Here is a 12,094-nt window from a genome sequence, read left to right as displayed (position 1 = left end):
TCAGGCGGTAGCCTGAGCGCTCTTCAGCAGCTGAGCGACGCGCTCGGACGGCTGGGCGCCCTGCGACAGCCAGTAGTTGGCGCGCTCTTGGTCCACCGACAGACGGATTTCGGCGCCGCTAGCCACCGGGTTGAAGAAACCGATGCGCTCGACGAAACGACCATCGCGCGCATTGCGGCTGTTGGTCACGGTCAGGTGGTAGAAGGGGCGCTTCTTGGAGCCGCCACGGGCTAGACGGATGGTTACCATTGAACTTCGTTCCTGTAGTCGGTGCTTGTAGCTGTGGGCACACTGGGCCACATGGCCCGAAAGGCCGCATATTCTAAGGGCTGTTACCCGGTTTGCCAATGGCTTTCAACGGCACCCTCGGCATAGCGGCAGCCTGGAGACTCCAGCGGTGGAGCCCCGTCGCTCGCGAAGGTGCATCAGCACTGGTGCCGACGCCCCTCGCAGAGCCCTTTCCGATGCCGGCCATCTGGCGACGGGCGGCACCCGGAAATCACATCTTCGGCATGCCGCCGCCGGGGAACATGCTGCCCATGCCGCGCATCATCTTGGCCATGCCGCCCTTGGCGGTGACCTTCTTCATCATCTTCTGCATCTGCTTGTGCTGCTTGATGAGGCGGCCGACGTCCTGCACCTGGGTGCCGGAACCCAGGGCGATGCGCTTCTTGCGCGAGCCGCTGATCAGCTCCGGATCGCGGCGCTCGGCCGGGGTCATGGAGTCGATGATGGCTTCCATCTGCTTGAAATGCTTTTCTGCGGCGCCCTGGGCGTTGCCCATCTGCTGGATGTTCATGCCACCCATCATGGTCGGCAGCTTGTCCATCAGCGAACCCAGGCCGCCCATGTTCTTCATCTGGCGCAACTGGTCGCGGAAGTCTTCGAGATCGAAGCCCTTGCCCTTCTTGAGCTTCTTGGCCAGCTTGTCGGCCTTTTCGCGATCCAGGGTCTGTTCGGCCTGCTCGATCAGCGAGAGGACGTCGCCCATGCCGAGGATGCGCGAGGCGACGCGATCCGGGTGGAAGGGATCGAGGGCTTCGCTCTTCTCGCCCATGCCGATGAACTTGATCGGCTTGCCGGTGATGTGGCGGACCGACAGGGCGGCACCGCCCCGGGCATCGCCGTCGACCTTGGTCAGGATCACGCCGGTGAGCGGCAAGGCGTCGTTGAAGGCCTTGGCGGTGTTGGCGGCGTCCTGACCAGTCATGGCGTCGACCACGAACAGGGTCTCGGCCGGCTTGGTGGCGGCATGGACCTGCTGGATCTCCGCCATCATCTCGCTATCGATGTGCAGGCGACCGGCGGTGTCGACGATGACCACGTCGATGAACTTGAGCTTGGCTTCGCGGATGGCGGCCTGGGCGATCTCCACCGGCTTCTGGCTGATGTCGGAGGGGAAGAAGGTTACGCCCACCTCCCCGGCCAGGGTTTCCAGCTGCTTGATGGCGGCCGGACGATAGACGTCGGCGGAGACGACCATGACGGTCTTCTTCTTGCGCTCCTTGAGGAAGCGCGCCAGCTTGCCCGCGGTGGTGGTCTTGCCCGCGCCCTGCAGGCCGGCCATGAGGATGACCGCCGGCGGCGCGACGTTGAGCGCCAGGTCTTCGTTGGCCGCGCCCATGATGGCTTCGAGCTCGGCGCGCACGATCTTCACGAAGGCCTGGCCCGGGGTCAGACTCTTGGACACCTCGGTGCCGACCGCCCGCTCCTTGACCCGATTGACGAACTCCTTGACCACCGGCAGGGCGACGTCCGCCTCGAGCAGCGCCATGCGCACCTCGCGCAGGGTGTCCTTGATGTTGTCTTCGGTGAGCTTGGCCTTGCCGGTAATGTGGCGCAGGCTTTGGGACAGGCGGTCTGTGAGATTCTCGAACATGCGGACATCCAGGGCAGAAACGGCGGCTGACCGGCAAGTATAACGAAAGAGCGCCTGAGCAGGGATAGCCGCCAGGGCCGCTACCGCGTGAAACCGTCAGCAGGGCCTGGATCGGCGAGCCGCCAAGGCAGGAGAGCGAGGCACCGACGCCAGGGCCGGTGCCTGCGGGGAGGGGATCAGAAGATCAGCGAGAAGATGCCGATGACCACCACCAGGCCGATCAGAAAGATGATGCCCATGGTACCGCCGAGAAATTTAAGCATGGTCGCGACCTCTTCAAGAAATGTACCTCTTGGGACCACCCGCTGGCGGCCAGGGTTCGCCCAGCCTGGCCAGCCGGCGCCAAGGCGCGGCTCAGACTTTCTGTACCGCCCTGTCTGTGCCACACTCGCCTGCTTTCCGCTCTGCTGAAACCGGACCATGCACGCCCTGCTGCCCACCCTCCTGGCCGCCGCCCTCTATCTGCTCGCGACCCTCTACCAGGGCAGTTGCCTGCTGCGCAAACAGCCGTCGAGCAAGCCCCTGGTCCTGGGCGCCGGCATCCTGGCCCTGCTGCCCCACGCCCTGGCCGTCTATCTGCAGCTGATCCTCGAACCGACCCTGAGCCTGGACTTCTTCGACGCCTCCAGCCTGATCTCGGCGACCGCCATCGCGCTGATGCTGATCGGCTGCCTGCGCATGCCGCTGCAACCGCTGCTGGTGCTGGTCTATCCCCTCGGTGCCATCACCGCGCTGCTGGCCGAATTCGTGCCACCGGGCACCGTGACGCCGCTGGACGTGTCGCCCAAGATCGTCGTGCATGTGCTGCTGTCGATCATCGCCTACGGGCTCTTCACCCTGGCGGTGCTGCAGTCGCTGCTGCTGCTGATCCAGGATCGCCAGCTCAAGAACAAGCACCCGTCCGGGCTGATCCGCAGCTTTCCCCCGCTGCAGACCATGGAAAGCCTGCTATTCGGCTTTCTCTGGGCCGGCTGGGTGGTGCTGTCGCTGTCGCTGATCTCCGGCTGGTTCTTTGTCGAGGACATGTTCGCCCAGCACCTGGTGCACAAGACGGTGCTCTCCTGCATCGCCTGGGTGGTGTTCGGCATCCTGCTGTGGGGGCGCAATCGCCTGGGCTGGCGCGGCCACCGGGCGATCCGTTGGACGCTGCTGGGCTTCATCCTGCTGATGCTGGCCTATTTCGGCAGCAAGCTGGTGCGGGAATTCATCCTGCATCGTTGACAGTCGTCGTTCCACTACCTGCATAATCAGGCGACCGAACCACGTTCGGCGCGATCCGGCCAACAGCCGCTTCGCGCCCGGCACGTCATAACAGGTCGTCCCGCCCGTCCCCATCCTCGGACAGCCGCTGCCCCACCGGGCCGCTCCGGCAGACGCCTCCTACAAGAACGACTGCCCGGTACCCCTGCATGTCCACGACCGCTGCCGCCTTCGACGCGCCCACCTCCGTGCCGCGCAACTCCCCCACTCGCGTGGCCACCGCCAGCTTCATCGGCACCGCCATCGAGTTCTACGACTTCTACGTCTATGCCACGGCCGCGGCCCTGGTGATCGGCCCGGTGTTCTTTCCCCAGGGCGCGGGCATGGCCCAGACCCTCAGCGCCTTCATCACCTTTGGCATCGCCTTCCTGGCGCGGCCGCTGGGTTCGCTGCTGTTCGGCCACTTCGGCGATCGCATCGGGCGCAAGTCCACCCTGGTGGCCTCGCTGCTGCTGATGGGCATCTCCACCACCCTGATCGGCCTCCTGCCCGGCTACGCCAGCATCGGCGTCTGGGCACCGATCCTGCTCTGCCTGCTGAGGTTCGGCCAGGGCCTGGGCTTGGGTGGCGAATGGGGCGGCGCGGCGCTGCTGGCCACCGAGAACGCCCCGCCCGGCAAGCGCGCCTGGTTCGGCATGTTTCCCCAGCTCGGTCCTTCCATCGGCTTTCTCATGGCCAACGGTCTGTTCCTGGCCCTGGCGCTGCTGCTGGACGACGAGCAATTCCGCGCCTGGGGCTGGCGCATCCCCTTCCTGCTCAGCGCCCTGCTGGTGGTGGTCGGCCTCTATGTGCGGCTGTCGCTGCACGAGACGCCGGTGTTCGCCGAGGCCATGGCGCGGCGTGAGAAGCTGCGCCTGCCCATGGTCGAGACCTTCGGCAAGCACGGCAAGGCGGTGCTGCTGGGCGCCCTGAGCATGGTGGTGTGCTACGCCCTCTTCTATATCTCCACGGTGTTCTCGCTGAGCTACGGGGTGAAGAATCTCGGCTACAGCCGCCAGGAACTCCTCGGCCTGCTCTGTGTGGCCGTGCTGTTCATGGCCCTGGCCACGCCGCTGTCGGCCTGGCTGGCCGATCGCTTCGGCCGCAAGCCGGTACTGGCGGCCAGCGCCATCGCCGCCCTGCTGTCGGGCTTCGCCATGGAGCCGCTGCTGACCCACGGCTCCAGTCAGGCGGTCGGCCTGTTCCTGGCCCTGGAGCTGTTTCTCATGGGCATGACCTTCGGTCCCATGGGCGCCCTGCTGCCGGAAATCTTCCCCACCCGGGTGCGCTACACCGGTGCCTCGGCGGCCTACAACCTGGGCGGCATCCTCGGCGCCTCCCTGGCGCCCTACGCCGCGCAGCAACTGGTGGAGGCCGGTGGCCTGAGCTGGGTGGGCGGCTATGTCTCGGCAGCAGCGGCCATCAGCCTGGTGGCGGTGCTCTGTATGCGCGAGACGCGCGACCAGTCGCTGTAGATCTCTCCAGCCAATGAAAAAGGGCCCCGCGGGCCCTTTTTCGTGGTGCGCAGCCGGCCTTACAGCTCGACCTTCACCGCCTGGGACGCACGCACGGCCTTGGCCCGTGCGGCTTCGATGCTTTCGTCGCGGGCCAGGGCGACGCCCATGCGCCGCTGCCCCTTCACCTCGGGCTTGCCGAACAGGCGCAGCGCGGTGTCGGGTTCGGCCAGGGCCGCGCCGAGGTTGGCGAAGGCGGTCTGCCGCGAATCGCCGTCCACCAGGATCACCGCCGAGGCCGAGGGACCGAACTGGCGGATGGTGGGGATCGGCAGGCCGAGGATGGCCCGGGCATGCAGGGCGAATTCGGAGAGATCCTGGGAGATCAGGGTAACCAGGCCGGTGTCGTGGGGCCGCGGGGAGACCTCGCTGAACCAGACCTGGTCGCCCTTGACGAACAGTTCCACGCCGAACAGGCCGCGACCGCCCAGGGCCTCGGTGACCGCGCGGGCGACCCGCTCGGACTCGGCCAGGGCCTTCTCGCTCATGGCCTGGGGCTGCCAGGACTCGTGGTAGTCGCCCTTGACCTGGCGATGCCCGACCGGCGCGCAGAAGGAGGTGCCGCCGACGTGGCGCACGGTCAGCAGGGTGATCTCGTAGTCGAAGTCGACGAAGCCCTCGACGATCACCCGGCCCTTGCCGGCGCGACCGCCTTCCTGGGCGTATTGCCAGGCGGCCTGCAGCTCGTCGGCGCTGCGCAGCAGGCTCTGGCCCTTGCCCGAGGAACTCATGATCGGCTTGACCACGCAGGGATAGCCCAGCGCCTCGGCGGCGGCGGCATAGTCTTCGTAGGTGTCGGCGAAGTGATAGGGCGAGGTGGGCAGGCCCAGTTCCTCGGCGGCGAGGCGACGGATGCCTTCGCGATTCATGGTCAGCTGGGCGGCGCGGGCGGTGGGCACCACGGTGTAGCCCTCGCCTTCCAGCTCCACCAGGGTGGCGGTGGCGATGGCTTCGATTTCCGGCACGATGAAGTGCGGCTGCTCGCGCTCGATCACCGCGCGCAGGGCGGCCCCGTCGAGCATGTCGATGACGTGGCTGCGATGAGCGACCTGCATGGCCGGGGCATCGGCGTAGCGATCCACGGCGATGACCTCGACGCCCAGGCGCTGCAGTTCGATGACGACTTCCTTGCCCAGTTCGCCGGAGCCGCAGAGCAGCACGCGGGTGGCGCTGGGGGACAGGGGGGTACCGATACGGGGCATGACAGATCTCTCCGGCTGATGTCAGGTCAGGAAGGCCGCACCGCCCGCCCGCGCCCGCTCGCTGCAGCGCAGCAGCACCTCGCGGCGCTCGCTGTCGCTCATGGACATCCAGCGGGTGATCTCGGCGGCGCTGCGCTGGCAACCGATGCAGATGTCCTGTTCGTCCAGGGCACAGACATGGACGCAGGGCGAACGCACGGGTGAATCGGCGGTGGTCATGCGGCTTCCCTCGAATGGCCGCGCATTGTGCCCGTTAATGCCCGACTTGGCATGTGCCTTTACCTTGCCGATACCGCTCAATCCCGCCTGGGCGGTGCCTTGAGCACGATACCGGCGTCGTACAGCAGATTGACCAGTTCGACGATGATCACCGCCGTCAGCCCCCAGATGCGGTGCTCGCCATACTGATAGCTGGGCACCTGCCAGCGCAGGCCGTCGTGGTCGACCCTGAGGGTGTAATCCGGCGGCACCTCGCAGAAGAACTGCAGGGGCACGCTGAAGATCGCGGCGATCTCGGCTTCGCTGGGAACGTATTCGAGCTGATCGGGGATCAGCGCGACGATGGGGGTCACCGCCAGGCCGTAGCGCGACACCAGCGGACTCAGGGGGGCGATCACCTCCACCAGGCCCGGTGGCAGTCCGACCTCTTCCTCGGCCTCGCGCAGGGCAGTGGCGACCAGATCGGCGTCCTCGGGATCGCGCCGGCCGCCCGGCAGGGCCACCTCGCCGCCGTGGGTGGACAGGTTGCTGGCCCTCAGGGTGAGCAGCAACTCGGGATGCTCGCCACGGATGATGGGCACCAGCACCGCCGCTTCCTGGTAGCTCTCGGTGCCGCTCAGGGTGCGCGGCTGATAGTGACGCAGGCGCTGGAGCAACTCATCCACGCCGGAATTCTCCCTTGCTCATCGTATCCCCTGGATCATGGCACGCCCGTCGGGCAATCCCAAGCCCAGCCATCGCTTGCGAGGCCCGGGATCGCCCCGGCACACTGCAGCAAAACGAGGGTGAACCATGAAGCATTGCAATCACTGTGGCGGACTGCTGGAAGAACGCCTTCCCGCGGGTGACAACCGGATGCGCCTGGTCTGCAGCCAGTGCGGCGCAGTGCATTATCAGAATCCGCGGGTGGTGGCCGGCTGCCTGGCGACCTGGGAGGGCAAGGTGCTGCTCTGCCAGCGCGCCATCGAACCGCGCAAGGGTTACTGGACGCTGCCGGCGGGCTTCATGGAAAACGGCGAGACCACCACCGAGGCCGCCGCCCGCGAGACCTTCGAGGAAGCCGGCGCGACCGTGCAGGGCCTGGAGCTCTATACTCTCTTCGACCTGCCGCATATCGACCAGATCTACATGCTGTTCCGCGGCGAACTGGTCGACGGCCGCTTTGGCGTCGGCGAGGAAAGCCTCGACGTGCGCCTTCTGGACGAAGCCGACATCCCCTGGTCGTCTCTGGCTTTTCCGACCATCAAGCGGACACTAGAATGCTTTTTCGCCGACCGCCGTCGCGGCGAGTTTTCCCTGCGCCATGAAGGCATGGCGCCCATGGTGGTCGCACCCAAGCCTGCCTGAGCTCTTCCGAGGATCTACCCGACATGCGTCCGTTGCACCTGTTGTTGGCGCTCTGCTATGTGCTGTGCGGTTCGTTGCTTCCCCAGCTGGCCCAGGCCAGTACCAGCGTCACGGTGATCCGCCAGCCGGCCGCGCCGCTGATCGACAAGGTGCTGGTCATCAAGTCGCGCAATCAGCTGCAACTGCTCAGCGGCGATACCGTGATGAAGTCCTATCGCATCTCGCTGGGCAAGAATCCCCGCGGCCCCAAGTTGCGCGAGGGCGACAAGCGCACCCCGGAAGGCTTCTACTGGATCGACTGGCGCAAGACCAGCGACAAGTTCAACCTGGCCATGCACATCTCCTATCCCAATCGCGAGGACCTGGCCCGCGCCAGCCAGGCCGGCGTGCGTCCCGGCAGCATGATCATGCTGCACGGCACCCCCATCGACGAGGAGTACCCGGAGTGGTATTTCAACTCGCTGAACTGGACCGAGGGCTGCATCGCCATGACCAACCACGACATGCGCGAGGTCTGGGGCTTGGTCAAGGATGGCACCCTGATCGAGATCCGCCCCTGAGCCTCAGGCCGTCAGGCGGCAGCCCTGCGACCGCCGCCTGAGTCCCTGCCCTACCCCGCCACCTGCTCCGCCGGCGAGACGATGGTGGTCTTGCCGCGCGACCGACCACTGCTGAGGTAGTCGGCGATGGATTCCTGGGTGACCTCGCCGAGGAAGTCGTTGTCGGCGCTGAGCACCGGCAGCCAAGAGCTGTTGAACTGGTACATGCGCGACAGCAGGATGCGCAGGTGCTCGTCGAAGGCCGCGGTGGCCTTGAACGGGGTGACGAAGGGCGCCACCGGGCCGCTCTGCCCGCGCAGGTCACGCCGGCGCACGTAGCCCAGGCCCTTGTTGGCGGCATCCGTCACCACCAGGTAGCGGCGATCGTGCTCCTCCATCAACTCCACGGCATCGCCGATCAGGGTCTCGGCCTGGATCGAGGGCGCGTTGTCGGCCGCATCCTCGGCGCGGATCAGCAGGAGACGCTTCAAGGTGCTGTCCTGGCCGACGAAGTTGCTGACGAAGTCGTCCTTGGGATGGGCCAGCAGGGTGTCCGGGTGGTCGAACTGCACCAGGCGGCCGCCGCGGAACACGGCGATCTTGTCACCCAGGCGGATGGCTTCGTCGATGTCGTGGCTGACCATGATCACTGTCTTGTTCAGTGCCCGCTGCATCTGGAAGAACTCGTTCTGGATGGCATCGCGGTTGATCGGATCCACCGCGCCGAAGGGTTCGTCCATCAGCAGCAGCGGCGCCTCGGCCGCCAGGGCGCGGATCACGCCGATGCGCTGCTGCTGGCCACCGGACAGTTCGCGCGGATAGCGTGACAGGTACTGCTTGGGATCGAGCTGCACCATGCTCATCAGCTCGGTGGCGCGCTCGCGGCACTTCTTCTTGTCCCAGCCCAAGAGCTTGGGCACCACGGTGATGTTTTCCTCGATGGTCATGTTGGGGAATAGACCGATCTGCTGGATCACGTAGCCGATATGGCGTCTGAGGGTCACCTCGTCGATGCCGGTGGTGTCCTCGCCATTGATCAACACCCGGCCCGAGGTGGGCTCGATCAGGCGGTTGATCATCTTCAGGGTGGTGGTCTTGCCGCAGCCGGAGGGGCCGAGGAAGACGCAGATCTGGCCCTCCTCCACGGTGAGGCTCACGGCGTCCACCGCGGTCACGTCCTTGCCGTGCTGCTTGAAGGTCTTGGTCAGGCGGTCGAGTTCGATCATCTGGGACTCCTTAAGGGGCGCTGCGCAGGCCGCGCGGGGTGAGGCGGCGTTGCAGCCACTGCAGGACGAGGTCGGCGACGATGGCCAGCAGGCTGACCAGCACCGCGCCGACGATGAGGGTGGCCATGTCGCTGCGACTGATGGAGGTGAGGATGAGCACGCCCAGGCCGCCGGCGCCGATGGTGGCGGCGATGGTCATGACGCCGATGTTCATGACCACGGCGGTGCGCACCCCGGCCAGGATCACCGGCAGGGCGATGGGCAGTTCGACCATGCGCAGGCGCTGCCAGAAGGTCATGCCGATACCGGCACCCGCCTCGCGGATGCCCGGCTCGACGCTGGTCAGCGCCAGGTAGGTGTTTCTCAGGATCGGCAGCAGCGAATAGAGGAACACCGCGGTGATGGCCGGCAGCGGACCGAGGCCCTGGCCGAACTTGGAATAGAACGGCAGCAGCAGCCCGAACAGGGCGATGGAGGGCAGCGTCATGACCACCGTGGCCACCGCCTGCAGCGGTCCGGCCAGCCAGGGATAGCGGGTCATGAGGATGCCCAGGGGCACGCCCACCAGGATCGCCAGGGTTACGGCGATCCCCACCAGGGTGATGTGCTGGCGAGTCAGTTCGAGGACCTGCAGCCAGTCGATGTGATTGAAGGAGGTGACGAAATCCATGGGTCATTGCCCTCCGTCTAGGGGGTGCTGGGCGAGGAAGTCGCGGGCCACCTGGGCCGGCGTCTGCCGCTCGATGTCCACCTTGGCGTTGAGCTGACGCATGGTGGCCTGGTCCAGGCTTTCCGCCAGGGGCCTCAGCAGCTCGGCGAGATCCGGGTGCTTTTCCAGATACTTGGCGTTGACCACAGGGGCAGCGGTGTAGTCGGGGAAATAGCCCTTGTCGTCTTCCAGCACCTTGAGCCTGAAGGCGTCCAGGCGGCCGTCGGTGGTGTAGACCAGGCCGGTGAAGACCTGGCCGTTACGCAGGGCGGTGTAGACCAGGCCCGGGTCCATCTGGCGGATGTCGTCCCGGGTGTAGCTCAGGCCATAGGCCTTGACCAGGCCGGCGAGGCCATCGGAGCGGTTGGCGAATTCGATGTCCAGCGCGGTGAGGTGCTGCTTGCCGGCCTCGGCCTTGAGCAGTCCGGCCAGGTCGCTGATGCTGTTCAGCTCGGGATGCTGTCGAGCGATCTTCTCCGGCAACGCCAGGGCATAGGTATTGTTGAAGCGGGTGGGCGCCAGCCAGGCCAGACCGACCTTGGCGTCCAGCTGCTTGACCCGCTGGTAGGAGGCCTCCTTGTCCAGTCGTTCGGTGACATGGTTGTAGGCCACCAGGGAGGTGCCGGTGTATTCCCAGGTGAGGTCGAGCTGGGCGTTCTTCACGCCATTCCAGGCGATGGTGCTGCCCAGGCCGCCGACGATCTCCGGCTGATAGCCGTGGCGGGACAGATACTGCCCGGTGAGTTCGGCGAGGATGGCCTGCTCGGTAAAGACCTTGGCGCCGATGCGGATCGGATCGGCCTGGGCAGCGCTGGCCAGCGTCAGTCCGAACCAGGCGGCGCCCAGGGCGATAAGCAACTTCTTCATCTCGTCTCCTTAGCGGGCCAGGCCGCGTTCCAGCCAGAGGCGACTGGCGAGCAGCACCAGGCCGTCCAGCAGCAGCGCCAGCAGCGCCGTAGCGGCGGCGCCCAGCAACAGCTGCGACTGGTTTTCCAGGGCGATGGCGGGAAAGATCAGGCTGCCCAGGCTGTTGGCGCCGATGAGAAACACCAGCGGCGTGGTGCCGACGTTGATCGCCAGGGCGACCCGCACCCCGCCGATGATGATGGGCACGGCATTGGGCAGCTCCACCTTGGTCAGCACCTGGGTGGGGGTCATGCCGATGCCGGTGGCGGCCTCCTTGAGCGAGGCCGGCACGTTCTTCAGCCCCTCGTAGGTGTTGCGCACGATGGGCAGCAGCGAGGCTAGGAACAGCGCCAGGATCGCCGGCCCATCGCCAATGCCGACGATGCCCAGGGCGATGGCCAGCACCGCCAGCGGCGGCACGGTATTGCCGATGTTGAACACCTGCATGAAGCGCTCGGCGCTGCGGGCGAAGGCTGGCCGACTCAGCAGCACCCCGGCGGGGATGCCTACCAGCAGGGCCAGGACCATGGAGACGGCTACCAGATAGAGATGAGCCTGGAGATAGAACCAGAGGTCTGCGCGATAGGTACGCAGCGTATCCATACCGATCCAGTGCACCAGCAGTGCCAGGATCACCCCTCCCACGGCCGTGCCGAGCAGGAGGGTCTTGAACTTCGCCATGTCAGGCTCCTTCAACGGGCGGACAGGCCGCATGCCTTCCGAGTGCGGACCTCGCACGGGGGCGAGGCGCAGGACGGCTGTCCGGGTTCAGGGTCGAGACACAGCAGGGCATGGCGGGTATGCCGGCTGGACCAACGGGGCACTGCGGATCTCGGATCTGCCTAGCCCTTGGGTGTCGCTCCGGGGGAACGACATGGCGCCTTGTCTCGACCGAAGAGATTGACGTCCATCGCAGTCGATAGTTCGCCAGCTCCTTTTCAGGCTAACCCAATAGACTCGCTCAATGCCAACCCGATCATGCAAAGCGGGACGTCTTGACAGGGTGAAAGGCCCGGCCGAGAGGCCCGGACAGCCGGCAAAAAGCGAGAGTCGCGCGCTAGAGCCCTCGGCGAATATGTGACGATAAATTTAATACGCTTACTGTTATCTGCTTTGCAGTACCAGCGCGACGCCTGTCACGGATGCCGGGGCAAGCCACGGCGGTTTCGTGGAGCGGCACACAGCTCAGCTGACGTACGGTCATAACTGAAACATCTTTCTGTGAGCCAGTGCGGTGACGGGGTTTTGGCACCCCTTTATCATGCCGACGAATGGCTGACGCTTTGAGGGATCATTCAGCCATACCAAGGTCAA

13 protein-coding genes and 1 pseudogene are annotated in these 12,094 nt (G+C 66.0%); 4 read left to right on the top strand and 10 right to left on the bottom strand.

Annotation, left to right across the window (positions count from 1 at the left end):
- The 3 genes from rpsP to POR01S_RS23765 form a co-directional block, all read right to left on the bottom strand.
- Positions 1 to 249, bottom strand: coding sequence for a 30S ribosomal protein S16 (rpsP, locus tag POR01S_RS16610; protein WP_007160954.1), 249 nt, complete (start codon positions 247 to 249; stop codon positions 1 to 3).
- Positions 250 to 499: 250 nt separating this feature from the next.
- A complete protein-coding gene (ffh, locus tag POR01S_RS16605; RefSeq protein ID WP_007160953.1) occupies positions 500 to 1,879 on the bottom strand; it encodes a signal recognition particle protein in 1,380 nt (459 codons plus the stop codon).
- A gap of 176 nt (positions 1,880 to 2,055) precedes the next feature.
- Positions 2,056 to 2,301 (bottom strand): small membrane protein YohP, encoded by a 246-nt coding sequence (locus POR01S_RS23765; protein ID WP_162180675.1) that lies wholly within the window; start codon positions 2,299 to 2,301, stop codon positions 2,056 to 2,058.
- Between POR01S_RS23765 and POR01S_RS16600 the strand changes: the two genes are divergently transcribed.
- Together POR01S_RS16600 and POR01S_RS16595 are read left to right on the top strand one after the other, a co-directional pair.
- A complete protein-coding gene (locus POR01S_RS16600; protein WP_007160952.1) occupies positions 2,300 to 3,100 on the top strand; it encodes a cytochrome C assembly family protein in 801 nt (266 codons plus the stop codon). The two genes, POR01S_RS23765 and POR01S_RS16600, sit on opposite strands and share 2 nt — an antisense overlap.
- 188 nt (positions 3,101 to 3,288) lie before the next feature.
- Entirely contained in the window at positions 3,289 to 4,593 is a 1,305-nt protein-coding gene (locus tag POR01S_RS16595) for an MFS transporter (protein ID WP_042137131.1), read from the top strand.
- 59 nt (positions 4,594 to 4,652) lie between these two features.
- On the opposite strand, the gene purT is transcribed toward POR01S_RS16595, so the two are convergent.
- The 3 genes from purT to POR01S_RS16580 all read right to left on the bottom strand — a co-directional run bounded on the left by purT (position 4,653) and on the right by POR01S_RS16580 (position 6,718).
- Entirely contained in the window at positions 4,653 to 5,834 is a 1,182-nt protein-coding gene (purT, locus tag POR01S_RS16590; RefSeq protein WP_027600216.1) for a formate-dependent phosphoribosylglycinamide formyltransferase, read from the bottom strand.
- 21 nt (positions 5,835 to 5,855) lie between these two features.
- Positions 5,856 to 6,053 carry a DUF1289 domain-containing protein gene (locus tag POR01S_RS16585; RefSeq protein ID WP_007160948.1) on the bottom strand — a complete coding sequence of 66 codons (198 nt, stop codon included), beginning with the start codon at positions 6,051 to 6,053 and terminating at the stop codon, positions 5,856 to 5,858.
- 77 nt (positions 6,054 to 6,130) lie between these two features.
- On the bottom strand, positions 6,131 to 6,718 hold the full coding sequence (locus tag POR01S_RS16580; RefSeq protein ID WP_007160947.1) for a CoA pyrophosphatase: 588 nt from the start codon (positions 6,716 to 6,718) through the stop codon (positions 6,131 to 6,133).
- A gap of 127 nt (positions 6,719 to 6,845) precedes the next feature.
- Here POR01S_RS16580 and POR01S_RS16575 point away from each other — a divergent pair, with 127 nt between their 5' ends.
- Positions 6,846 to 7,400 carry an NUDIX hydrolase gene (locus POR01S_RS16575; protein WP_027600215.1) on the top strand — a complete coding sequence of 185 codons (555 nt, stop codon included), beginning with the start codon at positions 6,846 to 6,848 and terminating at the stop codon, positions 7,398 to 7,400.
- A 137-nt stretch (positions 7,401 to 7,537) separates the two neighbouring features.
- Positions 7,538 to 7,960 (top strand): annotated as a pseudogene (locus POR01S_RS16570) (L,D-transpeptidase family protein); the annotation flags it as partial.
- A 50-nt stretch (positions 7,961 to 8,010) separates the two neighbouring features.
- Here POR01S_RS16570 and POR01S_RS16565 read toward each other — a convergent pair.
- Genes POR01S_RS16565 through POR01S_RS16550 form a run of 4 tightly spaced genes read right to left on the bottom strand, consistent with a single transcriptional unit; the run spans position 8,011 to position 11,461 of the window.
- A complete protein-coding gene (locus tag POR01S_RS16565; protein WP_027600828.1) occupies positions 8,011 to 9,165 on the bottom strand; it encodes an ABC transporter ATP-binding protein in 1,155 nt (384 codons plus the stop codon).
- 10 nt (positions 9,166 to 9,175) lie between these two features.
- The gene (locus POR01S_RS16560) at positions 9,176 to 9,835 is read right to left on the bottom strand and encodes an ABC transporter permease (protein ID WP_007160943.1); all 660 of its coding nucleotides are present in this window, start codon (positions 9,833 to 9,835) and stop codon (positions 9,176 to 9,178) included.
- Between the two features lie 3 nt (positions 9,836 to 9,838).
- Entirely contained in the window at positions 9,839 to 10,741 is a 903-nt protein-coding gene (locus POR01S_RS16555) for a glycine betaine ABC transporter substrate-binding protein (RefSeq protein ID WP_042137128.1), read from the bottom strand.
- 9 nt (positions 10,742 to 10,750) lie between these two features.
- Positions 10,751 to 11,461 (bottom strand): ABC transporter permease, encoded by a 711-nt coding sequence (locus POR01S_RS16550; RefSeq protein ID WP_042137126.1) that lies wholly within the window; start codon positions 11,459 to 11,461, stop codon positions 10,751 to 10,753.
- Positions 11,462 to 12,094 lie beyond the last annotated feature (633 nt).

This window comes from Pseudomonas oryzihabitans NBRC 102199, assembly GCF_000730625.1.
Taxonomy (GTDB): domain Bacteria; phylum Pseudomonadota; class Gammaproteobacteria; order Pseudomonadales; family Pseudomonadaceae; genus Chryseomonas; species Chryseomonas oryzihabitans.
Note: the sequence above shows the minus strand (reverse complement) of the source record. Positions and strands in the feature narration are given on the sequence as shown.